Origin of the sequence: Paenibacillus sp. Aloe-11, from assembly GCF_000245715.1 — a bacterium.
In the GTDB taxonomy this organism is placed as follows: Bacteria; Bacillota; Bacilli; order Paenibacillales; family Paenibacillaceae; genus Paenibacillus; species Paenibacillus kribbensis.
Genome location: NZ_JH601056.1, coordinates 419,328 through 442,293 on the forward strand (window position 1 = coordinate 419,328; position 22,966 = coordinate 442,293).

A 22,966-nucleotide genomic window follows, 5' to 3' on the forward strand; every position below is an offset into this window, starting at 1 on the left:
GCCGCTGCCAATCCGACTGTTTATCGCTGGGGACTCGACTGCAGCTCAAAAGGGAGCTACCGAAAAACCGATGACAGGCTGGGGCGAACACTTGCAAAGCTACTTGGACCCGTCTGTTCATGTGGACAATCGCGCGGTGAATGGGCGAAGCACCAAATCTTTTATAGCAGAAGGCCGGTTGGCTGATATTGAGAAGGATTTTCGAGCTGGCGATTATCTGTTTATTCAATTTGGACACAACGATGAGAAAAAAGAAGATCCTACCCGTTATACCGATCCTGATGGGGAATATCGCCAAAACCTTATTCAATGCATCGAATCTGCTCGGCAGCGTGGCGGGATTCCCGTGCTATTGACCTCTGTAAGCCGCCGCCGCTTTACCGCAGACGGTGAACCTGATCCGCTGGCTGTGGGAGCCTATCCCGCAGCCATGAGACAAGTTGCCAAGCAAACCCATACACCGCTGCTCGATATTTTTGAGGCTTCTCAGCAGCTTTATCGTTCCATGGGTGAAGAAGTCTCCCGGCAGCTATTTATGCATTTGCCTGAACAAACGCACCCGAATTATCCTGCCGGGGTAACGGATAATACCCATTTCTCCGACGAAGGAGCAAGACAGATCGCCAAGCTTGTAGCGGAGGCCATTGATCAATGTGCGGAATTGTCTGCATTAAAGCAACGTATGGTCGGATGGAATCAAGGCAACAGTGAATGTCTTATGCACGAGTTTACAAACTAACATGAAGAATTTTTTTAATTGTTATATTTTAATTTTTTTGTATCTTATAGGACTTTAGAACCGTTTTGTTGTATGATTTTGACAACATTTGTCGAACGAAGTGAAATCAGCAATTTTACATGGTATATTTTAGGAGTTCGTTTAACAACACATCAGGAGGAATTCTTTATGAATATTAAAAAAGTAGTATTATCAACAGCCATGTCTTTGGGACTCATTGGCAGTATTATCGTTCCTAGTGCGTCCGCAGCAGTAGGTCCTTCTCCGGAAATTACGCCTATTGTACAAGTAAACGGGGTATATTACAGAACTGCTAAGCTGCCAAGAAATTACTCTTACGCGTTGTCTAATTACCCAGGGGATACTTATAAAGTGGCAAGCGGAAATGTCACAGTCTCCGCCTCCGGCGTGGTAACAACCACCACTGCAACGAACGCAAGAGTCGAAATTTATGGTGGTAACGGCAAATTGAGAATGGTGTACACGGTTAAGGTATCCTAAAATAAAAACGATAAAAATAGCACTGTCCGTTTATTTGGGCAGTGCTTTCTTTATGATCTCTAAAGATCAGTCGTCCAATTTGTGACCTACCCAACTTCCAGTCCCAGGATTATCTTTGGGTGGTATAAACACTTAATGTCTGCAGCCATCTAGTAGACTGTAATAAATATAGTAAATATCCATTTATACATTATGTACGCCCTACTAAACATTAAAAGTCAAAGAGGTCTACCGCATTATTTCCTCTACTATCCTATTCCAAGCCGCTTCTTCCGATTTAAATCCTATACCGAAAAAGTATAAGAATATCCCGAGTCTTTTAGATACTTATCGAACCAAGCAAAGCGGGAATCATAATTTTTTTAAACATTTTGATCCTCCATTTTTTGGCATTATATTCAATAACAATCTATAATATGGTATATCTAACAATTCGATATTCGACTTTAGTACTTTATTAGCACTTTATATGTATGGTTCATACTGATCACCTCAGGATAGGTATTTAATAATTAGCGTTGTAATTCCTGTTAATAGAACCAATACCTGCTGACCGTAACTGGTCGGCAGGCATTGGTTCATCTTTCTCGTTTCGATAGTGCAAAATTTATTATTTCTCCAATTATAGTTCCAGTCAAAATAATATAAAACACCATGGCATTCAACTTATATCCAAATGCATAAAATGTTCCTATACCTATTCCATAGCCTAGCAAAATACCTAGATAACGTTTCAAAAATTTGTTCATGGAGTACATCCGATAGGATATGATTGCGAACTAAAAAACTTTGCAGAGTCAGCTGTACCAATTACTTTGTTTCGCGAAGCATCTTGATAAAATACCGTATGATTAGCGTAAGGGATAGCTTCACATTTTCTAGGGTATGAATATTGATAAATAGTGTAATAAGATACGGCATACAAACCTGCAACAGTGCCTATGATTGCAGCAATAGTTGATACAGGAACTTTAGAAATCGTTGATATTGCCGCTGCTGCTACAGCTATTCCTACGTTCGTCCAATCATATGAGTAATCAAACTTGCCTACAAAAGTTCCCCCTGGAGGAACAGCATTTAAGGAAAAGTCCGAACGGCTCTCCTTAACATTAAAGTTCTCCTGTTTCACACCATTAATTAATAAAGTTTGTTCTTTTGGAAAATACTCAACTTTAGTTGTTTTTTCATTCTCGACAACAGTAGCTATTCTATGATTGTCATCATTAAAGTTTGTTGTTACTGTTGCCTCTCCATGATCAGTCTGAATAACTTCTGTTTGAACTAGGTTTACCTCTGGCTTAGTGGCTTGTTCAGCATTACTCACCGAAGGTAAAACAGTCGCGCAGAGTAAGACATGTGCCTACATCTACTCCAGAATCAGAACAAACAACCGGAGACCGTGCAATCTTAGTTGTCAATATGGATACTGCAAATAAAGCTAACTCATAGAATCTCATTTTTGTTTTTTAGACATCGTAAAAAGATCACTGGTGCTTCCCATGACCAGTGATCTTTTTTATTTCCACTTATGATATTTAGCCCATTCTTTAGCAGCCTCTTGATAGCTCATTTGCTTGTTCCATAAAGTATAATTGATTTCCCAATCATGCATGGCTTGCTGATACGTTTCAAGAATTCTAAAATCGCAAATTTTCCAAGAGCAATAAATTTTTTTGTACCAACTTCCTAATGATACTCCTTGGGTATATCTGCGTACTGCCTTACTTGCTTGTCGTTTTACCCAACGTGTGGCTTGATCTTTTTTAACAGGTGACTTTTTCACACTTCGACTCAATGTGTCTCTAACCTCCTTATGGGAAGCTAGAGACCATCCAATGTTTTCATTACCTCACTCCCCTCTCCTCTATAGCATTAAAAAAGAGGACGAAAGCAACAAAAAACCCCTTGCTACGCAAGGGGTTTTGAGGAAATGGGCCCTGAGGGACTCGAACCCCCGACCAATCGGTTATGAGCCGACCGCTCTAACCAACTGAGCTAAGGGCCCTCAAAAAAATCTGTATATTCACGCTACATATTCATAACAGCAACGTTAATTAATATACAACATTTTCTTGTGTTTCGTCAATAGCTTTTTAAATATTTTTTTATTTTAATAGCTCACGGAATAAATCGGACACCATAACGCCCCTTGCGCGAGCGGTACACCTCCACTGCACGGGGATCGTTGTAGCCGTACATCCAGCCGTCATTCTCCAGCCTTTTTGCCAGACACCCGGCCTGAAATTTAGTCGTGTACAGTCTGCCATAGTAAACCCAATACATCCGAACTCCCTCTTTTCACATGATGGTAGGAGTTAGTGTAACCGGATCGAATTCGATTTACACCGCCTGAATCATAACAATCTACGCGGGATGGCAATGAGTCTGTGCCGTACTAATCATTAGCTCCGTTGCTTCTATATGCTCCGCCTTATTTGCCAAAGGAAGCCGGGTCCTGACGCCAGGAACGCAGCAGCTCCATCTCTTCCTCCTGAATGGTTCCTTCACGCAAGGCAACCTCCATCAGGGCCGTGTAATTGGACAAGCTTTGCAGCTTCACGCCCGCTTCTTCAAAAGCTTGAGTCGCTTTGTCCAGCTGGTAGCTAAAAATAGCCAGTACAGCTAACGGCTGAGCGCCTGCTTGTGCTACGGCCTGCGCTGCTTTAATGGAGCTGCCTCCTGTAGAGATAAGATCCTCGATAACCATAACCTTTTGTCCGGCGCTGATCCGGCCTTCGATTTGGTTCTCTTTCCCGTGTCCTTTGGCTTTATCCCTTACATAAGCCATCGGCAAATTCAGCTTTTGCGCCACCCAGGCCGCATGAGGAATCCCTGCTGTAGCTGTCCCTGCAATGACTTCGGTTTCGGGATATTGCTCACGAATGAGGGCAGCAAATGAGTCTGCAATCAGCTCACGCACCTCCGGGTAGGACATGGTAAGGCGATTGTCACAGTAGATAGGTGATTTGATACCGGATGTCCATGTAAAAGGCTGTTGCGGACGAAGTGCCACCGCCTGAATGCGTAACAGATGGGATGCAATTTGCTCAGGTATATTGTTTAATGTACTCATAATTGAATCATCTCCTCAATAATATGTTCCGCTGCGGCGCGTGGGTCTGGCGCTGCCGTGATCGGCCGTCCAACGACAATGTAGCTGCTGCCTTGGGCAATGGCTTGTCCAGGTGTAAGCACACGCGACTGATCACCTGTAGCGCTGCCTGCCGGGCGTATGCCAGGGGTTATGGTTTTAAAGTCAGATCCGCATACGGCACGAATCGCAGGCACTTCCAATGGGGAAGCTACCACACCGTCCAGCCCCGCCTCACGAGTCAGCTGTGCGTAGCGCACGACCACATCCTGTACCGTACCAGGAATGCCGAGCTCCGTGTTCATGGTCGCCTGATCCGTGCTGGTCAACTGTGTAACTGCAATAATGAGCGGCATGGCGAGCGAGCTGTCTGCGGAAATCGCTGCTTCGGCTCCGGCTCTGGCCGCTGCCATCATACTGCGACCTCCAGCCGCGTGCACGTTAAACATATCCACCCCTAAGCGGGTAATGCTCTCTGCCCCTCCACGCACCGTGTTAGGGATATCATGCATTTTCAAATCTAGAAATACGGAGTATCCTCTTGATTTTAACTGCTCTACAAAAGCGGGTCCTGCACTATAAAACAGCTGCATACCTACTTTTATATAGCAAGGGATACCCTCTAGCTGCCGAATTAACTGCTCCGCCTGCTGCGGATCCGGGTAATCTAACGCGACCATCAGCCGTCCTGCCATCTGCTGAAATGCTTCGTTCACCGTTCTACATCCCCTTTTTCACGACAATTCGGGTATATTTGCCCGTGATAAAGGACATCCGTCAGCAAAAGCTGATGAATGTCCTTCCTTGTGCTGCTTATTTTTCATCATCTATTGGTATCTTGTTAGCTACTTAGAACCGGCATGGATTCGGACGTGAAATTAATCGTCTCCAGCATTCGCAGCAAGGCGCGCACCGTATCCAGCGAGGTCATGCAGACAATACCGTTTTCAACCGCTTCACGGCGGATACGGAATCCGTCACGCTCTGGCGTTTTCCCTTTAGTCAGCGTGTTGAATACGAAATTGGCTTCGCCTGTGCGGATCATATCGAGAATATTCGGATTGCCCTCACTCAGCTTGTTAACTGTGTTCACCGGAATGTTGGCCTGTTCCAGTGCAGTTGCCGTTCCACCTGTGGCAATAATTTTGTAGCCCAGTCTGTAAAAGCCCTGCATCAACTCAATAGCTTCTTCTTTATCTTTGTCCGCTACCGTGATGATGATCGCCCCGGTGGATGGAATTTTCATGCCAGCGCCCACGAGTCCTTTGTACAACGCTTTGGCATACTGGATGTCACGACCCATAACTTCACCTGTCGATTTCATTTCTGGTCCCAGCGTTGGCTCTACTCGGCGCAGTTTGGCAAAGGAGAATACCGGAACTTTAACCGATACATAGTTACTTTCAGGCCATAGGCCTTCTGTGTAGCCTGCTTCCTTAAGCTTACCGCCCAAAATAGCCTGTGTCGCCAGGTTCGCCATCGGGATGTTCGTTACCTTGCTCAGGAAAGGAACCGTCCGCGAGGAGCGAGGGTTAACCTCGATGACATACACCTCGTCTTGATGAATGACGAATTGAATGTTTACCAGACCGATCGTTTTCAATTCCTTGGCGATGCTGATCGTAATTTCCACGATTTTTTGCTTCAGCTCGGCAGACAAGTGCTGTGGCGGATACACGGCGATAGAGTCACCTGAGTGGACCCCAGCCCGTTCCACATGCTCCATAATGCCTGGTACCAGTACTGTTTCGCCGTCACAGATGGCATCAACCTCAACTTCTTTGCCCAGCATATAGCGGTCGATGAGCACAGGATGTTCCGGATTGATTTTAACGGCTTCTTCCATGTACCGCAGCAATTCCGCATCCGAGTAGACAATTTCCATGGCGCGTCCGCCCAGAACGTAGGATGGACGTACCAGCACCGGGTAACCTAGCGCCTGAGCGGTTCCTACCGCTTCGTCTACAGAAGTAACCGTGTTGCCCTTAGGCTGTGCGATGGCTAGACGAGACAACAGTTGCTCGAACTTTTTCCGATCTTCCGCTTCGTCGATACTTTCCAGACTTGTGCCCAAAATGTTCACGCCTGCCGCACTAAGCGGAGCTGCGAGATTAATGGCCGTTTGACCGCCGAACTGAACGATTACGCCGATCGGTTTTTCCTGCTCGATGACATTCATGACGTCCTCGAAGAAAAGTGGTTCAAAATAGAGCCGGTCGGATGTATTAAAATCGGTCGAAACGGTCTCCGGGTTGTTATTAATGATGACTGCTTCGTAGCCTGCCTTTTGAATAGCCCATACCGCATGCACGGTAGAGTAATCAAATTCAATCCCTTGCCCGATCCGAATCGGCCCGGAACCGAGGACAATGACTTTCTCTTTGTTGGATGGAATGACTTCGTTTTCCACTTCATAAGAAGAGTAATAGTAAGGCGTTGTGGCTTCAAACTCAGCTGCGCACGTATCTACCATTTTGTAGACAGGACGCAGGTTTTGAGTCAGGCGGAACTCCCGTACCTCTTGCTCCGTTGTCAGCTTGCTAGCGGTTTGACCCAGACTGCGAATCTCGGCGATAGAACGGTCGGTAAAGCCTTTGCGTTTGGCCTGATAGAGCGTTTCGCAAGTCAGCTCAGGCTCTCCTGCAATGACAGCTTCAAACTTGACGATTCCTTCTACCTTATCGAGGAACCACCAGTCAATTTTCGTTAAATCCTGAATTTCCTGCTGCTGCCATCCGCGACGGAATGCCTCGGCCACCAAGAACAAACGCTCGTCATCTGCTTTAATCAGACGCTCTTTAAGCACCTCATCAGACAGCTGATCGGCTCCCTTCAGGTGCAGGCGATGCACACCGATTTCCAGGGATCGAATCGCTTTATGAATAGATTCTTCGAACGTGCGGCCAATGGCCATTACTTCGCCTGTCGCTTTCATTTGCGTGCCCAGCTTGCGGTTGGCAGAAATGAATTTGTCGAACGGCCAGCGCGGTATTTTGCTCACGATGTAATCCAGTGTTGGCTCAAAGCAAGCATACGTCTGTCCCGTTACCGGGTTCACGATTTCATCCAGTGTGTAGCCCAGCGCAATTTTGGCAGCCATTTTGGCAATTGGATATCCAGTTGCTTTGGAAGCCAGCGCCGAGGAGCGGCTCACGCGCGGGTTGACTTCAATGACATAGTATTGATAGCTGTGCGGATCAAGCGCAAACTGTACGTTACAGCCGCCTTCAATATTGAGGGCGCGGATAATTTTCAGGGAAGCAGAACGCAGCATCTGATACTCGCGATCTGACAGCGTCTGACTTGGCGCTACAACGATACTATCACCAGTATGCACGCCGACCGGATCAAAGTTTTCCATATTGCAGACCACGATGCAGTTATCATTGCCGTCACGCATAACCTCATACTCGACTTCCTTCATACCTGCGATGCTTTTTTCCACCAGACACTGTCCAATTGGACTGTAACGCAAGCCGGAGCTGACCGTTTCACGCAGTTCTTCTTCGGTCGCACAGATACCACCACCCGTTCCCCCTAATGTATAAGCCGGGCGAACGATAATCGGATAACCGATTTCCTTGGCAAAATCGAGGGATTCCTCTAATGTAGTAACAATTACACTCTCCGGTACAGGCTGTTCCAGTTCGCGCATCAAGTCGCGGAACAGATCACGGTCTTCGGCTTTTTCAATCGAATCGAGCTGTGTTCCCAGCAGCTTGACGTTTTCACGCTCCAACACTCCGGCACGAGCCAGTTCCACCGCCATATTCAATCCTGTCTGTCCTCCTAGTGTAGGAAGCAGGCCGTCAGGACGCTCTTGACGGATAATCTGTGTGACAAAATCAAGGGTAATCGGTTCAATGTATACCTTGTCAGCCATGTTGGTGTCTGTCATGATGGTTGCCGGATTACTGTTGATCAGTACCACTTCGACGCCTTCTTCTTTGAGCGCTTGGCAAGCTTGTGTACCAGCGTAATCAAATTCCGCTGCCTGACCAATAACGATAGGACCGGAGCCGATCACGAGTATTTTTTTAAGTTCTGTATTTTTCGGCATATTAGCGCTCTCCTCTCACTGCGGCGGCGATAACAGCCTGACGCGGTTGCTTTGGATGATTTCTTTTGTGCTCTCTGATCATGTCCAGAAAGCGGTCAAATAGATAGCCGTTATCGTAAGGTCCCGGTGCAGCCTCCGGATGGTATTGCACGGAAAACGCGGGATACTTGGTATGTTTAAGACCTTCAATCGTCTTATCGTTGTTATTAATGTGTGTCACTTCAAGGTCAGTTCCCTGGATCGATTCCTCATTCACCGTGTAGCCGTGATTTTGCGAGGTGATAAAGCAGCGTCCGCTCGCCAGTTCTTTGACCGGATGGTTGCCACCACGATGCCCAAATTTCAGTTTCTCCGTGTCCGCTCCCGAAGCAAGCGCGAACAACTGGTGTCCTAGGCAAATCCCAAACATAGGATATTCCCCTAACAGCTCAGCAATCGTACGAACAGCATGAGGCACATCTTTCGGATCCCCCGGACCGTTGGACAGCTGAATTCCGTCCGGGTTCAGGCGGCGAATTTCCTCAGCCGTCGTATTATGCGGAACGACAACCACATCGCAATCTCGCTTGTTCAGCTCGCGTAAAATACCGCTTTTGGCACCATAATCAATCAATACGATCCGTTCGCCGTTGCCAGGACTGCTGTACGGATGAGGTGTGGAAGTCAAAGGCACCTGATTGCGCAGTTCTTCAATGGTCATGTCAGCCATCATTTCCTTCAGTTCTTCCAGCGGCTGAGAGCCAGTCGTTAAAATGCCCTTCATCGTGCCATGATGGCGAATAATCCGGGTAAGCATGCGGGTGTCGATGTCGCTAATGCCAATGATGCCATATTCCTTCAGCAAATCGCCCACGCTGTATTGAGCGCGCCAGTTGCTTGGCACCGGCTCGTAATGTCGAACAGCAAAGCCGTGAACATAAGGCCGTACCGATTCAAAGTCATCGCGAGTAATTCCGTAATTGCCAATCAGCGGGTAAGTCATCGTTACGATTTGTCCGCAATAAGAGGGATCCGTCAGCACCTCTTGATAGCCTGTAATCCCTGTGTTGAAAACGACCTCGCCTGTTTTTTCACCTTCCGCACCAAATGATGTGCCTGTAAACAGCGTGCCGTCCTGAAGCAACAATCTTGCCTGCATCCCGTCTCACTCCTCTGTATTGTTTCCTGCTATAAAACTCTATTTTTCAAATGATTTGTATTTTTAGTTTGCTTGGTCTGCAGACCAAACCAGCTTGCCGTCTACCCAGGTTTTTACGGGCCAGCCTTTGAGCTTCCAGCCTGAAAAAGGAGTATTGCGGCCTTTGCTGGCAAACGTTTGCGGATCAACTGCCTGCTCCTGCTCCAGATCAATCATGGTCAGGTCGGCGGGTGCTCCTTCCTCCAAGCGTCCCGTATTGAGGCGGAAGACACGCGCCGGGTCAGCCGTCATACGGCGTACCAGAAAGTCCAGTGTCCATTGTCCGGTAGCAACAAATTTCGTGTACAGCAGCGGAAAAGCTGTCTCAAATCCGACAATGCCGAACGGCGCCAGTTCCATCCCCTTTGCCTTCTCTTCCTCGCTGTGTGCCGCATGGTCGGTTACGATCATGTCAATCGTACCGTCCTCCAGTCCTTCGATACATGCCTGTACATCACGCGGAGAGCGCAACGGAGGATTCATTTTCCAGTTTGCATCCAGCCCAGGAATGTCCTCATCCGACAATACCAAGTGGTGCGGGCATACCTCAGCAGTTACTTTGATGCCAAAAGACTTCGCATGGCGAATCAATCGCACCGACTGCTCTGTGCTGACATGGCATACGTGATAGTGTGCCCCGGTTGCCTCGGATAGTAGAATATCCCGTCCGACGTGAATCGCCTCGGATTCGTTCGGAATGCCTTTAAGCCCGTGACGCTTGGCAAATTCACCGTCCGTCACCGCTGCTCCTTCCACAAGCGTATTATCCTCGCAGTGCGCAATAACCGGCATATCCAACGCTTTGGCCCGTGCCATGGCATCCTTCATCATTTGCGCACTTTGTACCCCTACACCGTCGTCAGTAAAGCCGATGGCGCCTGCCGCCTTGAGTGCTTCAAAATCCGTCAGCTCGCGTCCCAGCTCATTTTTCGTAATGGCAGCGTAAGGGAGAACCTTGGCAAGCCCGGCTTCCTCCCCCTTTTTCAGTACCAACTGAACCGTGTCCACATTATCCGTTACCGGGCGTGTGTTCGGCATACAGGCAATCGTCGTAAAACCGCCTTTGACCGCTGCGTGACTACCCGTTGCAATCGTTTCTTTATATTCAAAGCCGGGTTCTCTCAGATGCACATGCATGTCGATTAAACCGGGGATGACCAGCTTGCCCTGGGCGTCGATTTTTTCGATGTGGCGTTCTTTTTCGGATGCTCCCTCTGGTATCAAAACACTCAGTCCGGAACCCTCATTTACGATAGCCGCAATTTTTCCGTCGGCAATTAGAATGGATTTCAGTTCAGCCTCGCCCTGCTCATTCAATACGCTTGCATTCATAATTAATTGTTTCATGTGAAATGTTCCTCCGCTCAGGTTTTGTACGACTTTTCCTACGATTCTGCCGACAGCTTCTACAGCTTCATTGCCCGTTCCATAACCGCCATGCGGATCGGAACCCCGTTTGCCATTTGTGGGAAAATCCGTGATTGCTCACTTTCCACAACTGCACTGTCGATCTCCACATTCCGATTGACTGGAGCCGGATGCATAATGATCGTTCCGGGCTTGAGACTCGCTGCTCTCTCCTCTGTCAAACCATATTGCTCTCGGTACTCATCCGCTGAGCGCAGCATACCTTCCGCATGCCGTTCGAGCTGTACCCGAAGCATCATGACCACGTCTGCCTGCAATGCTTCCTGCATCGATACATAAGGCGCGTACGCCGCAAGATCAGATGCCTGCATATTATCCGGTGCGCAGAAGCTGACCTTGGCTCCAAATTTCTGCAAGGCCCACAGATTCGAACGAGCCACACGGCTGTGCAGAATGTCTCCAATGATCGATACGCTCAAGCCTTTAAGCTCACCGAAAGCTTTGCGCATGGTGTACAGGTCCAGCAGAGCCTGCGTCGGATGCTCATTGTTGCCGTCCCCGGCATTAATCAGCGGGACATTGACTTTCTCTGCAAGCTCTTGCAGCACCCCGGCTGGCTTTAGCCGGATGACTCCAGCATCAATGCCCATGGATTCAAGCGTACGTACTGTATCGTAAATGGACTCCCCTTTTTCCACACTGGAGGCCGCAGCAGAGAAGTTCAGAACCTGAGCGCCCAGCCGCTTTTCTGCCATTTCAAAAGAAAAGCGAGTGCGTGTGCTGTTTTCAAAAAACATATTGGCCGCGAAGCGTGATTGCAGTACTGGAATCAGCTTTTCCTGCTGTGATTCCCAATAATGAGCGCGATCCAGAATGGACTCGATTTCATTGCGGCTCATTTCCTTTAATCCGAGCAGGCTGCGTTCTCTAAGTTGACTGGCTGTTGTGATCATTCCTGTTCCCCCCGGTTCTGATTGATCGTCACTTCGTCCTTGCCGTCCGTCTCCTGAAGCGAAACTACGATTTCCTCGGATTTGGAAGTCGGGATGTTCTTGCCGATGTAATCCGGACGAATCGGAAGCTCACGGTGTCCGCGATCCGCCAGCACTGCCAGCTGAATCATTTGTGGTCGTCCGCAGTCCATCAATGCATCCATCGCCGCGCGAATGGTGCGGCCTGTGTACAGCACATCGTCAAAGAGAATGACTTTCTTATCATGAACCGATACGTCAGCAGGATTCATCAAAAGCTCTTTTCCATTTCCTTTGCCTTCGCCAACGCTGCTCCGGTCATCGCGGTAGGCTGTGACATCCAGCTCTCCCCATGGGATCGGCGCACCTTCGATTTCGGCAATTTTCTCAGCCAAGCGCTGCGCCAAATGAACCCCGCGTGTTCGAATTCCTACAAGCACACAATCATCAATACCTTTGTTTTTCTCCAAAATTTCATGTGCAATCCGTGTTAATGCCCGGCGAATCGCAATTTCATCCATCAGTACATGTGTTTCATTACTCATGCTCCCAGCCTCCTCAGGTGATATTCCCTTCAGACCTGGCCCCGTGTTCGGATACAAAAAAGACTCCTTGCCCAAGTTTGGCAAGGAGTCTCGTGTGAACAGTCTTCCACCGTTCTCCGATCTCTCGGACACACTGAAGACATACCGCCGCAGCGGATGCACTGATCAGTGATCCATTCACGTTACCTTGCCAGCCTCACGGGACTGATTTAAAGGTGCTATTCAGGATTTCCTTTATCCAGCTTCTCATAGTGTGAGATGGTGACCATCTCTTGGACAAAGTTCATCGCAACTACAAGAAGTATGACAGATTGAAAATCCTGTGTCAACACCTGTTCAACCGGGACCACCGGAAGCACTTTAATAATTATACAACTTCATTGTATAATTATCCATAGTTGTTTTTACCCATACCTTACCCAAACAATAAAAAAACCGCCAAATAGGCGGTTGTATTTAATAATTTATTCAGGTTTGTGAATACGAATACAGACCTTCGCTGCTTTTAGCGACTGCGTAAAGACGCCAATACATCTTCCATATCGGGGGGAATCGGTCTGCTGAACTCCATATACTCGCCAGTGGCTGGATGCTTGAAACCCAATACCGCTGCATGCAGTGCCTGGCCATTCATGCGAATCCCTTTATTACGTCCGTACATGGGATCACCCACCAAAGGATGCCCAATAAACTTCATGTGTACCCGAATTTGATGTGTGCGCCCTGTCTCCAATTGAAGCTCAAGCAGGGTGTAATCCCCCAAACGCTCAATGACGAGAAAATGGGTGACTGCATGCTTGCTGTTGCGTTCCGTCACGGTAAACAATTTACGATCACCTGAGTCACGGCCTATAGGAGCATCAACCGTTCCCTGGTCGTGGCTCAAGTGGCCGTGCACCAACGCGATATATTTACGCGTGACACTGTGTTCCTTCAACTGTGCTGCCAGCGAAGCATGAGCCTGATCATTTTTGGCCGCCATGATCAGTCCTGATGTATCTTTATCAATGCGGTGAACGATACCGGGGCGCAATTCTCCGTTAATGCCTGAAAGATCATGACAGTGATACATCAGCGCATTGACCAGTGTTCCTGAAGTATGTCCCGGTGCGGGATGCACGACCAGGCCGCGCTGCTTGTTAATGACAATCACGTCCGAATCCTCGTATACAACATCCAACGGAATATTTTCCGGTATAATATCGACACTCTCTGGCTCCGGTACAGATAATTCAATACGATCTCCTTCAGCCAGCTTGTAATTGGCTTTGATTGCGGAGCCATTGACCAGCACCAGACCGTTTCCGATCCACAACTGTATCTGGGAACGGGACACATCCTCCATTTTTTCGGCGATATATTTGTCTATACGCGTTTTGGCATCACCAGCTTCTGCTGTCCATTCTAATGATTCACGCTCCAGCTCCTCATCATAAGACAGACCTGTGGATTCACTGCTTTCATTCGTTTCTTTCATGCTACGACTTCCCTTCAATGCTATCATTGCCATTTTCTTTATTCCGACGCGACTCCAGCAATGTATCCAAAATAATCAGGGCTACACCGATGACAATCGCCGAATCCGCCACATTAAAGATCGGAAACGTATAACTTCCAAAATTGAATTGCGCAAAATCGACCACTTCTCCTGAAATAGCCCGATCCAAAAAGTTACCGACTGCGCCTCCAAGCACCAAGCTTAGTGCTACGGGAAGCAACTTCTGACCAGCCTTCACCGTTTTTCGCAAGTACCATACGATGCCGATCACCACTACAATGGTAATCACGATAAAAAGCCAGCGTTGACCTTCCAAAATCCCAAAGGCGGCTCCACGATTACGATGGGACGTGATTAAAAAGAAATTGCCGATTACCGGTATTTGTTCGTACAATTCCATCCGCGTAGCCACCAAATATTTGACACCCTGGTCAATCAAAAAAATAATTAGCGCAATACCAAAATAAATCACAGTCCTTCGTCACTCCGATCTGCTTATATCCGTTGTCGAACCCATTTATTGTAGCATAAGCCTTCTCAGATCGTCCACGAGTCCCATAAGCTCGCAAGTACAGTTTTTGAGTAGAATTTCCTACTGTAAAAGAGGTCTTCGCGGTGCAAACTACAAGGAGCATACCCCGAGACAATGCACACGCATGTTAACCTAAAACAAGGAGAGGATTCCATGTCCCCATTGACGGAGCAACAATTGCAGGGATTGCGTAACGAACTGCTGCAACGCAAGAAAGAGATTGAGCATCGTTTGCAAGGCAATGGTCATTACGGACTCGGCGAATCGCAACGCGATCAAACCGGCGAGCTATCTCCGATTGACAATCATCCAGGCGATCTGGCAACCGAAACCTACGAGCGAGCCAAGGACGTTTCCCTACTGGAACATGACGAATTCCAATTGGAACGTATCGAATCAGCCATGATGGCGATGGAAAAGGGTACTTACGGCATTTGTGCCGCCTGTGGCAAACCCATTCCTTATGAACGCCTGCTGGCCGTTCCCTATACGATTTACTGCAAAGAGCATAACCCCGAAACAGAGGTGTCCAAGCGCCGTCCAGTCGAGGAGGAATTTCTGGCTCCCGCATTCGGCAGAACAAGTCTGGATGAGCGGGAAGATCAAAACGGCTTTGACGGTGAAGATGCCTGGCAAATTGTTGAAAATTGGGGCACATCCAATACCCCGGCCATGGCTGAAAGTGGAGAAATCCATCGTTATGATGATATGGAGATTGAAGCGAACGATGACAATATGGGCTTCGTAGAGCCATACGAAAGCTTTATCGCCACTGACATTTATGGAAAAAATGTATCTGTTATTCGCAGCTCCATTTATCAGCGTTATTTAGAAAATGGCGAGGGTGAAGGTTTGCTGGAGCCGGATATGACGGACGAAGACGAAGCATAAACTTAGATTAAAACAAAAGATCTGTAACCTAGTACGTAGTAAGCTCCAGCTGTCGCTGCACAATCCGTACAATATCAGCAATATAATCACCGATAATCGGTAAATTGAGCGCCCCCAGTACTTGCAGCACATAAATAATGGTGGCCGCAAAGAAAGTAAAGCCCAGGGCAATGCCGACCCCGCGGGACACGCCTGATATTAAATTCAGCCAGAGTAATCGCCACGGCTTATTCAGCAGCAAAGCGTAATCGGCAATACGTGTCCGTTCCATTTGCTTTGATACAGCATGTATCAGCTTTTCTACACGATTTAGCTTCTCTGCCTGATTACCTGTTGCACTTTGATCTGCGGCTATGGCAGCTTCTCCCTTGTTTATTTTTTGGCGACTGATCCCCTGTCTACGCCTTGATCGTGCCGTCATCTGCACAATCCCCCTTTTTCAATGGCTGCCCTGAACGCAGCAAACGAGCCGAAGCACGTAACGGAGAAGATCCGTTTTCGATGCTTAGGCTCGTTTTTATACGCTGCCTGTTCTTGTATTATGGGACAGGGGGCTTGTAATTATTCCCCAATATGAACGCTGATCGTTTTACCGTTCACTTCTACACGCTCTGCCGGTTCGGCTTGACCGAATGTCACGGTAGTGACCAGAACGTTTTCACGCAGTACAGAATCGAAGCTTTCGATCGCCTGACGCAGCTCGTTATCTACATCCAGCGTCAGTGCCACGTACTTTTCAATCGGCAGATCCAGCTTTTTACGATAATCCTGCACCGCGCGGACCACTTCGCGTACCCAGCCTTCCTGTTCCAGCTCAGGCGTAATGTCCGTGTTCAACGCTACCGTTAAGCCATAGCCGGAAGCAGATGCAAAGCCTTCTTTCGCTTTTTTCTCCACCAGCAATTCCTCGGCCGTAACCTGCAGCTCTTCTCCTTCTGGAGAAGCCACGTTCAGCACTCCTTTTTCTACAACCGAACGGGTATCCTCAGCAGACATGCCTTTGAAAAGATTTTGCAGGAAGCCGACATTTTTGCCGTATTTCTTACCCGCTACCTTCAAGTTCAGCTTCAGTGTAAAATCTACAAAGCCGCTATCGTCCGTCTCAACATGAATATGCTTCACATTGATCTCATCTTTGATGATTTCCTCGTAGCCGCTCAGTTCAAAATCCTGATCCATCGACAAAATCAGTTCGGACAACGGCTGACGCGTTTTTAGTCCCGTTTCGTTGCGGACATTACGCGCCAATTCTACTACACGACGTGCCGTTTCCATATCGCGCTCCAATTCCAGATCAATCAAGGATTCATTGGCTGTTGGATAATCATCCAGATGAACACTTTCGCCGTTGCTCAGATTGAGGTAAATATCCTCTGAAAGCAGCGGTGTGAACGGTGCAAGCAGCTTCGCTGTCGTCAACAGCACCTCAGTCAGTGTGCGGTACGCATCCAGCTTATCCTCTGTAAGGCCGTTGCCCCAGAAGCGATCGCGCGAACGACGGATATACCAGTTGCTCAGCTCATCTACGAACGATTCAATCGCTTTGGAAGAATTCAGGAAATCATTTACAGACAATGCTTTGTCCACAACCAAAATCAGACTGTTCAGACGGGACAAAATCCAGCGATCCAGCTTATGGGCCGACGGCTTGAACGGATGCTGTGCCGGATCAAAACCGTCGATATCTGCATACAAGGTCAGAAAGGCGTGTGTATTGACAAGTGTATCTACCAGCTTCGATTTGGCTTCGCCTACAATGCCTTTGGAAAAACGTTTGCTATTCCATGGCGCACTGTCGGACAGCAATGCCCAGCGGAAAGCATCTGTACCGTACTCGTCAATGACTTCCCATGGATCAATGACATTGCCTTTGGATTTGGACATTTTTTGACCCTGCTCATCCAGTACGTGGCCTGTTGCCATAACCGCTTTGTAAGGAGCTTTGCCAGTCAGCATGGTCGAAACGGCCAGCAGACTGTAGAACCAGCCCCGAGTCTGGTCAATCCCCTCGCAAATCATATCAGCCGGAAATTGCTGCTCGAACGTTTCATTATTTTCAAATGGATAATGATGTTGTGCAAATGGCATGGAGCCGCTATCGAACCATACGTCGATCACTTCCGGTGTACGGGTCATTTCGTACTTACCGCATTTGCTGCGCACCTTAATGTCATCCACATATGGCTTGTGCAGCTCAATGTCCGCTGGTACGTCGCCAATCGCACGTTCCCGCAATTCAGCAATACTGTGCGGTGCGAACTGTTCCCCAGTCTCCTCACACACCCAGATGTTCAGCGGTGTACCCCAATAACGGTCACGGCTGATGTTCCAATCCACCAGCTCCTCCAAAAACTTGCCGAAGCGTCCTTCACGCACATGGCCAGGATACCATTCAACTTCACTGTTGTTGGCAATCAGTTGATCCTTGATCGCGGTTGTTTTGATAAACCAGCTGTCCATAGCGTAATACAACAGCGGAGTATCACAACGCCAACAGAACGGATAGCTATGCTCGTATTTTTCCTTGCTGTACAGCAAGCCTTTTTCAGACAGCATCTTAACAATATCCACATCACAGTCTTTTACAAAACGGCCTGCAAAGTCCGTAATTTCCTTAACATAGTTACCTTGGAGATCCACCACATTGATGAATCCAACGCCATTTTCGCGGCATACCCGGTAATCATCCTCACCATGCGCCGGAGCCATATGAACGATACCTGTACCGCTGGAGTCTGTTACGAATTTCGCCCCCAGAATCTGATTGCCCTTCTCGACCTGGAAATACGTAAATGGCGGGGTATAAGTTTGACCAACCAGCTCTGAACCGGACAGCGTGCCAAGCACTTCATGATCGCCTTTAATTACGTCCTCAACCAGATTTTTAGCAACGATGTATACACCGTCTTCCTGCTTCACACGAGCATATTCCAGATCAGGGTTGACGGCAAGTGCCACGTGGCTCGGCAAGGTCCAAGGTGTTGTCGTCCAGGCCAGTACGTATTCCCCACTGCTATGCAGCTTGAATTTGGCTGTGGCACTCAGGTCCTTTACATCTTTGTAGCCCTGTGCCACTTCATGAGAGCTCAGCGTTGTCTGACAATCCGGGCAATACGGACTCACACGATGACCACGATACAGCAGTCCTTTTTCATGAATCGTCGCCAAAATGTTCCATACACTCTCGATATAGTTATTATCCAGCGTAATATACGGGTGATCGAGGTCTGTCCAGTATCCGATCGCTTCGGTCAGATCACGCCATTGCTGCTCGTACTCAAACACGCTTGCCTTACATTTTTTAATAAACTTTTCAACGCCGTATTCTTCAATTTCAGGCTTGTGGGAGATGCCCAGTTGCTTTTGCACACCCAGTTCTACCGGCAGGCCATGCGTGTCCCAACCCGCCTTGCGTACGACCCGGTATCCCTTCATTGTTTGGTAGCGGCCCACAAAATCCTTAATTACACGACCCAGCACGTGACCGATATGCGGTTTACCGTTGGCAGTTGGTGGACCTTCATAAAACACAAAATTCGGCTTACCCTCACGATTGGTGATGGATTTACGGAATGTGTTCTCCTCTTTCCATTTATTCAGGATGCGCAGGTCGCGGGACCGTGCCTTTTCTTTTACATCCACTCTGTTCATCATGTCATTCTCCTTCTTTGCTCATCATTTTGATTGTTGTAGCGTTTCCTAAAAAAGCAACAAAAAAAGCCCCATCCCTGTAAAGGGACGAGACTGTGCTCGCGTTACCACCCTGATTCCGTGAACAAACCCTTCCATAAGAAACGGTACTTTCACGGCGCTCTAAGCCCTACACAACTACAGCAGGGCGCCATTGTAACGTATGGCAAACGATGATTGCTTACACACGCCGTAAAAAACAAGCGCTTCAGCTCACTTCTCCGGGAGGATCTTCGGTCATGTTCTGAACGTTGGCTTGCACCAAGTGGCCAACTCTCTGAGGAACAAAATCATGACGTACTCGTTCCCATCAACGAATTACACATGTTAAATTCATCGGTGTATTGAATCAGCAGTATCCCCGCTGACTTGAATAACAACCCTTAACCGACGCACGGATAACGGTTTATATTCAGTATAGTATTTACAGTTATAGCCTGTTTACAGATAAAAGTCAACCCTGACAATGCCTAATAAGCGCTGTCAGAAATGACTATTAGTAAATTTCCTTCATTTCACGCTCGCGCTCCAGCACTTCACGTTCCCGGTTTTCAAGCGCTTCCCAGCCGTCCTGACTTAACAGGTCAAGCTGCGCTTCCACCAGTGTCCGAAAACGCGCCCGATAAATCGAAGCCTGCTTCTTCAGTTCCTCAACCTCCAACGCGATTTTACGGGATTTGGCCAATGCCTCATTCACAATGCGATCGGCATTTTTCTCCGCTTCCTTCACGATCAGTTGAGATTCTTTCTTGGCGTTGTTGCGAACTTCATCTGCCGCTTCCTGCGCCACGATAATCGTCTTGCTCAGCGTATCTTCAATCGTCGCGAAATGGTCAAGCTTCTCCTGTACGTTCAGCAACTCAGTGCTCAGTTCTTTATTTTCACGTATAACAGCTTCATAATCCTTGATCACCTGGTCCAAAAATTCATTGACCTGATCCTCATCATAACCGCGAAGCCGGCGGGCAAATTCCTTATTATGTATATCCAATGGCGTTAATGGCATGCCGTCCACCTCCTATAAGATTGACAAAAAATACATGTTCCGCGTCACGACGCTCACTATCATCTATCGGTCATCATACCCCGATTTGTGAATACTGTACAGAGCAAAATCGTTCCAGTTCTACCCTTTAGCTTAATTTTTTCGACACAAAGCTCGTGAATCCTGCCTTGAGCTATACAAACTTACCGATTTTGACACGGAATCTTCCCTTTTTTGTCATCCCGTCTGTTTCGAGCACTTTGAAACGCCCAAAACCCTGCATAGAAACAACGTCTCCAACCTTAAGTGAAGTAGATGGATTCTCTTCCACTTTCCAATTGACCCGGCACCGTCCGGCCCGGATTGGAGTCAAAATTTTGCTTCGACTCAGCTTGTACACGTCACTGGCGATACCGTCCAGACGCAAAGAAGCCACCGTCAAATCCAACGGCTCCAATTCAGCTTCCTTTGTCCGCAGGCTTTCTGAAGGCAGCAGTTCTGTCCATACATGGACACGATGAACCTGCTGTAAGTGCAGCATAATGAAATCACTGATTTCTGAAGCTACCAATACATGACATCCATCATCCAGCACATGAATATCACCGATTTTTCCACGCTTGATTCCAAGTCCCAGTATGGCCCCCAAATAATCACCGTGCTCCAATGTGCTAATTTTATGATCATCTGAGCTGATGGAAAGAACCCGAATCCCCATATCCTCATCGTCTAAATATGAATAATCGGGCGCAATCAGCGCCCGCTTTCGTTCCGAAGCCTCGTAGCCGCCATCTAACCTGATCGTGACCTTATCTTCCTTCGAAGATAGGGTCTCCAATATGTACAGTTGGCGCGGATCCAAAAAATCAGTTAGCTTTTGCTCATGATATGCTCCCGCATAACTGATCCATTCGGAAGCGCGATCCACATAGTCCCGTTCATCCGGATGAAAATGCTCATAAATCTCGGTACGCATGAGTCCTCCTAAATAAAATTGCTAATTAAAGAAATCAAACCATACGACGCAAAACGCAGAGCAATCAGAGCCACGATGGGTGAAATATCAATCATCCCGATTGGCGGGATGAACCTGCGAAAAGGAGACAAATAAGGCTCCACACACTTGGCAAGTAAATCACCAACCACGCTCTCTCTGGCATTAGGAAGCCATGACAAAAGGACATATGCAATGATCATGTACGAATAAATCTGAAAAAGCCAACCGATTACCTCGATCAAAAAAACTCACCTCATTCTGTTAAATTCTTGTTCCGTGTCAGCTAGTATTTCCGTAATCGAACCTTGAATTTCAACCGTATCCGGAGTACACAGAAAAATATTGTTACCAACTTTGGAAATGCCACCACTTAGTGCATACACGGTACCGCTCAAAAAATCAATAATCCGCAAGGCCTGATCCTTGCGAATTCGTTGCAGATTGACAACGACGGTGCGGTGGGAACGGATATGGTCGGCAATTTCCTGTGCTTCATCGTAAGATCGCGGCTCATACAGAACAACTTTCACATTTTTCTGTGAATGGATACTGACAACATTATTGCCCTTCTGGTTCTTACGTTTATCAAAGCTTGGGGTTTCAATTTCTTGCTCTTCCGGCGCATTCATAATCTCTCGCTCAATAACTTCCTCTTCTTCCTGAAGCCCCAGAAAGTTCATAAACTTGTTCATTACGCCCAATGGAAATCCTCCTCTCGTCCGACCAGTACGGAACCAAGCCGCAGCCAGGTCGCTCCTTCCTCAACCGCTACCTCAAAATCGTTGGACATCCCCATGGACAAATGAACGATAGGCTCTCTCGTCAGGGCTTGTCCATTTAGCGTATCACGCAATTCGCGCAATCCACGAAATACAGGCCGAGTTTTTTCCGGGTCTTCTTCATGAGGAGCCATCGTCATCAAGCCGATGACGTCTACATGCCCCAGCTCACGAATTTGTTCCAGGAAGGGAGCGACCGCCTCAGGGGACAAACCGTATTTGGAAATTTCCCCAGAGATATTAACTTGCACAAAGGCTTTGACTTTTACTCCAAAAGCTGCAGCCTTCTTCTCCAACTCCTGAGCCAGTGATAGACGATCCAGCGAATGTATAAACTCAAATTTTCCAATCACATCTTTAACCTTATTGGTTTGCAGATGACCAATAAAATGCCACGTTCCCCTGTCACCCAGCTTGCTCCATTTATCCGCAGCATCCTGCCAGCGATTTTCGCCTACATGCTCCAATCCGCCGTCCAATACCGATTCCATTGTCGCAGCCGAAATATATTTCGTAACAGCGATCACATTCACATCATCACGTGAACGTCCACTGCGAGCACATGCTGCTTCTATACGGGCGTTCACTTCTTTAATCCGTTCCTCCAAAGACACGGGAGGACTCACCTCTCTTCCAGACCAATCCAGCTCGCCATTCTCCCTGTAACGCCGCCTTCCTTGCGATATGAAAAAAACAAATCGCTACGGCTGCTCGTACATAAGGTAGTACATTCGATATGGCTCGGCAATATTCCTGCTTTCATCATAATGTGTCGATTGCATTGTTTCAAGTCAAGCAGCGTTTTCCCGCCAGTTAACGGGAAATAGACGGAGCCTTCCCAATCATCATTACCCGGGCAATCATGCTCTAAAACCCGGATTTGACTCATTACATGCTCATCCACCTCATAAGCTTCAGGACCGATGGAAGGGCCAATGGCTGCAAGCAAATCAGATGGTCGTGATCCAAATTCGGTCTGCATAGTTTGCACCATTTTCAGGGCAATCTCCGCTACCGTTCCCTTCCAGCCCGCATGCGCCAGCCCAATGACACGCCGCACCGGATCACAAAAGTATAACGGTACACAGTCCGCATAAAAGGATGTCAGCAAAATGCCCGGCACATCTGTCAAAAGTCCGTCT

24 protein-coding genes, 1 tRNA gene and 1 other annotated feature are annotated in these 22,966 nt (G+C 47.8%); of the genes, 3 read left to right on the forward strand and 22 right to left on the reverse strand.

The annotated features are described in order from the left end of the window. Window positions 1-739 (forward strand): rhamnogalacturonan acetylesterase (locus WG8_RS28535; RefSeq protein ID WP_007431159.1); only part of this gene is annotated, 739 nt, incomplete at its 5' end. Between the two features lie 168 nt (window positions 740-907). Then, window positions 908-1,240, forward strand: a complete 333-nt coding sequence (locus tag WG8_RS15470; RefSeq protein ID WP_007431160.1) for a hypothetical protein — start codon at window positions 908-910, stop codon at window positions 1,238-1,240. A gap of 578 nt (window positions 1,241-1,818) precedes the next feature. Here the strand turns inward: WG8_RS15470 and WG8_RS27435 are convergent. From WG8_RS27435 to lspA, 14 genes are all read right to left on the reverse strand, one after another. Beyond that, window positions 1,819-1,989, reverse strand: a complete 171-nt coding sequence (locus WG8_RS27435; protein WP_179032907.1) for a hypothetical protein — start codon at window positions 1,987-1,989, stop codon at window positions 1,819-1,821. Further along, window positions 1,986-2,564 carry a hypothetical protein gene (locus WG8_RS15475; RefSeq protein WP_052310867.1) on the reverse strand — a complete coding sequence of 193 codons (579 nt, stop codon included), beginning with the start codon at window positions 2,562-2,564 and terminating at the stop codon, window positions 1,986-1,988. The genes WG8_RS27435 and WG8_RS15475 overlap by 4 nt, the downstream gene beginning before the upstream one ends. 192 nt (window positions 2,565-2,756) lie before the next feature. Next, window positions 2,757-3,035, reverse strand: a complete 279-nt coding sequence (locus WG8_RS15480; RefSeq protein WP_043891098.1) for a hypothetical protein — start codon at window positions 3,033-3,035, stop codon at window positions 2,757-2,759. Between the two features lie 136 nt (window positions 3,036-3,171). Continuing rightward, a tRNA-Ile gene (locus WG8_RS15485) sits at window positions 3,172-3,245 on the reverse strand. 113 nt (window positions 3,246-3,358) lie between these two features. Then, window positions 3,359-3,523 (reverse strand): hypothetical protein, encoded by a 165-nt coding sequence (locus WG8_RS27440; protein ID WP_007431161.1) that lies wholly within the window; start codon window positions 3,521-3,523, stop codon window positions 3,359-3,361. 148 nt (window positions 3,524-3,671) lie between these two features. After that, window positions 3,672-4,313: an orotate phosphoribosyltransferase gene (gene pyrE / locus WG8_RS15490; RefSeq protein ID WP_007431162.1), complete on the reverse strand. Its 642-nt coding sequence runs from the start codon at window positions 4,311-4,313 to the stop codon at window positions 3,672-3,674. Next, window positions 4,310-5,047: an orotidine-5'-phosphate decarboxylase gene (gene pyrF, locus WG8_RS15495; RefSeq protein ID WP_007431163.1), complete on the reverse strand. Its 738-nt coding sequence runs from the start codon at window positions 5,045-5,047 to the stop codon at window positions 4,310-4,312. Before pyrF ends, pyrE begins: the two co-directional genes overlap by 4 nt. A 125-nt stretch (window positions 5,048-5,172) precedes the next feature. Then, the gene (carB, locus tag WG8_RS15500) at window positions 5,173-8,391 is read right to left on the reverse strand and encodes a carbamoyl-phosphate synthase large subunit (RefSeq protein ID WP_007431164.1); all 3,219 of its coding nucleotides are present in this window, start codon (window positions 8,389-8,391) and stop codon (window positions 5,173-5,175) included. 1 nt (window position 8,392) lies between these two features. Then, window positions 8,393-9,529, reverse strand: coding sequence for a glutamine-hydrolyzing carbamoyl-phosphate synthase small subunit (carA, locus tag WG8_RS15505; RefSeq protein ID WP_007431165.1), 1,137 nt, complete (start codon window positions 9,527-9,529; stop codon window positions 8,393-8,395). Between the two features lie 63 nt (window positions 9,530-9,592). Beyond that, complete coding sequence (locus WG8_RS15510) at window positions 9,593-10,915, reverse strand: dihydroorotase (protein ID WP_007431166.1); 1,323 nt, start codon at window positions 10,913-10,915, stop codon at window positions 9,593-9,595. Window positions 10,916-10,974: 59 nt separating this feature from the next. Then, window positions 10,975-11,889 (reverse strand): aspartate carbamoyltransferase catalytic subunit, encoded by a 915-nt coding sequence (locus tag WG8_RS15515; RefSeq protein ID WP_007431167.1) that lies wholly within the window; start codon window positions 11,887-11,889, stop codon window positions 10,975-10,977. Beyond that, window positions 11,886-12,452: a bifunctional pyr operon transcriptional regulator/uracil phosphoribosyltransferase PyrR gene (gene pyrR / locus WG8_RS15520; RefSeq protein ID WP_007431168.1), complete on the reverse strand. Its 567-nt coding sequence runs from the start codon at window positions 12,450-12,452 to the stop codon at window positions 11,886-11,888. Before pyrR ends, WG8_RS15515 begins: the two co-directional genes overlap by 4 nt. Window positions 12,453-12,957: 505 nt before the next feature. Then, on the reverse strand, window positions 12,958-13,929 hold the full coding sequence (locus WG8_RS15525) for an RluA family pseudouridine synthase (protein ID WP_007431169.1): 972 nt from the start codon (window positions 13,927-13,929) through the stop codon (window positions 12,958-12,960). Window position 13,930: 1 nt separating this feature from the next. Next, the gene (lspA, locus tag WG8_RS15530) at window positions 13,931-14,422 is read right to left on the reverse strand and encodes a signal peptidase II (RefSeq protein WP_007431170.1); all 492 of its coding nucleotides are present in this window, start codon (window positions 14,420-14,422) and stop codon (window positions 13,931-13,933) included. Between the two features lie 213 nt (window positions 14,423-14,635). Between lspA and WG8_RS15535 the strand changes: the two genes are divergently transcribed. Beyond that, window positions 14,636-15,373 (forward strand): TraR/DksA C4-type zinc finger protein, encoded by a 738-nt coding sequence (locus WG8_RS15535; protein ID WP_007431171.1) that lies wholly within the window; start codon window positions 14,636-14,638, stop codon window positions 15,371-15,373. Between the two features lie 28 nt (window positions 15,374-15,401). Here WG8_RS15535 and WG8_RS15540 read toward each other — a convergent pair whose 3' ends face one another. From WG8_RS15540 to pgeF, 8 genes are all read right to left on the reverse strand, one after another. Next, window positions 15,402-15,794, reverse strand: a complete 393-nt coding sequence (locus WG8_RS15540; RefSeq protein WP_007431172.1) for a DUF5665 domain-containing protein — start codon at window positions 15,792-15,794, stop codon at window positions 15,402-15,404. A 140-nt stretch (window positions 15,795-15,934) separates the two neighbouring features. Beyond that, complete coding sequence (ileS, locus tag WG8_RS15545; RefSeq protein WP_007431173.1) at window positions 15,935-19,024, reverse strand: isoleucine--tRNA ligase; 3,090 nt, start codon at window positions 19,022-19,024, stop codon at window positions 15,935-15,937. A gap of 80 nt (window positions 19,025-19,104) precedes the next feature. Next, window positions 19,105-19,386, reverse strand: a binding site (T-box leader). Between the two features lie 173 nt (window positions 19,387-19,559). Next, window positions 19,560-20,069 (reverse strand): DivIVA domain-containing protein, encoded by a 510-nt coding sequence (locus WG8_RS15550; protein ID WP_007431174.1) that lies wholly within the window; start codon window positions 20,067-20,069, stop codon window positions 19,560-19,562. A 172-nt stretch (window positions 20,070-20,241) separates the two neighbouring features. Further along, a complete protein-coding gene (locus tag WG8_RS15555; RefSeq protein ID WP_007431175.1) occupies window positions 20,242-21,024 on the reverse strand; it encodes a YlmH family RNA-binding protein in 783 nt (260 codons plus the stop codon). Between the two features lie 8 nt (window positions 21,025-21,032). Further along, window positions 21,033-21,287: a YggT family protein gene (locus WG8_RS15560; protein WP_007431176.1), complete on the reverse strand. Its 255-nt coding sequence runs from the start codon at window positions 21,285-21,287 to the stop codon at window positions 21,033-21,035. A 6-nt stretch (window positions 21,288-21,293) separates the two neighbouring features. Beyond that, window positions 21,294-21,746 (reverse strand): cell division protein SepF, encoded by a 453-nt coding sequence (locus tag WG8_RS15565; protein WP_043891099.1) that lies wholly within the window; start codon window positions 21,744-21,746, stop codon window positions 21,294-21,296. Further along, window positions 21,737-22,438 (reverse strand): YggS family pyridoxal phosphate-dependent enzyme, encoded by a 702-nt coding sequence (locus WG8_RS15570; protein WP_007431178.1) that lies wholly within the window; start codon window positions 22,436-22,438, stop codon window positions 21,737-21,739. The genes WG8_RS15565 and WG8_RS15570 overlap by 10 nt, the downstream gene beginning before the upstream one ends. An 8-nt stretch (window positions 22,439-22,446) precedes the next feature. Continuing rightward, window positions 22,447-22,966, reverse strand: a 520-nt coding sequence (pgeF, locus tag WG8_RS28540) for a peptidoglycan editing factor PgeF (protein ID WP_007431179.1), incomplete at its 5' end; no start/stop codon positions are given.

Coding starts and splice junctions, on each gene's coding strand:
- WG8_RS15470 (WP_007431160.1), top strand. CDS start 908: ATGAATATTAAAAAAGTAGTATTATCAACAGCCATGTCTTTGGGACTC.
- WG8_RS27435 (WP_179032907.1), bottom strand. CDS start 1,989: ATGAACAAATTTTTGAAACGTTATCTAGGTATTTTGCTAGGCTATGGA.
- WG8_RS27440 (WP_007431161.1), bottom strand. CDS start 3,523: ATGTATTGGGTTTACTATGGCAGACTGTACACGACTAAATTTCAGGCC.
- pyrE (WP_007431162.1), bottom strand. CDS start 4,313: ATGAGTACATTAAACAATATACCTGAGCAAATTGCATCCCATCTGTTA.
- carB (WP_007431164.1), bottom strand. CDS start 8,391: ATGCCGAAAAATACAGAACTTAAAAAAATACTCGTGATCGGCTCCGGT.
- carA (WP_007431165.1), bottom strand. CDS start 9,529: ATGCAGGCAAGATTGTTGCTTCAGGACGGCACGCTGTTTACAGGCACA.
- WG8_RS15510 (WP_007431166.1), bottom strand. CDS start 10,915: ATGAAACAATTAATTATGAATGCAAGCGTATTGAATGAGCAGGGCGAG.
- WG8_RS15515 (WP_007431167.1), bottom strand. CDS start 11,889: ATGATCACAACAGCCAGTCAACTTAGAGAACGCAGCCTGCTCGGATTA.
- pyrR (WP_007431168.1), bottom strand. CDS start 12,452: ATGAGTAATGAAACACATGTACTGATGGATGAAATTGCGATTCGCCGG.
- WG8_RS15525 (WP_007431169.1), bottom strand. CDS start 13,929: ATGAAAGAAACGAATGAAAGCAGTGAATCCACAGGTCTGTCTTATGAT.
- WG8_RS15535 (WP_007431171.1), top strand. CDS start 14,636: ATGTCCCCATTGACGGAGCAACAATTGCAGGGATTGCGTAACGAACTG.
- WG8_RS15540 (WP_007431172.1), bottom strand. CDS start 15,794: ATGACGGCACGATCAAGGCGTAGACAGGGGATCAGTCGCCAAAAAATA.
- ileS (WP_007431173.1), bottom strand. CDS start 19,024: ATGAACAGAGTGGATGTAAAAGAAAAGGCACGGTCCCGCGACCTGCGC.
- WG8_RS15550 (WP_007431174.1), bottom strand. CDS start 20,069: ATGCCATTAACGCCATTGGATATACATAATAAGGAATTTGCCCGCCGG.
- WG8_RS15555 (WP_007431175.1), bottom strand. CDS start 21,024: ATGCGTACCGAGATTTATGAGCATTTTCATCCGGATGAACGGGACTAT.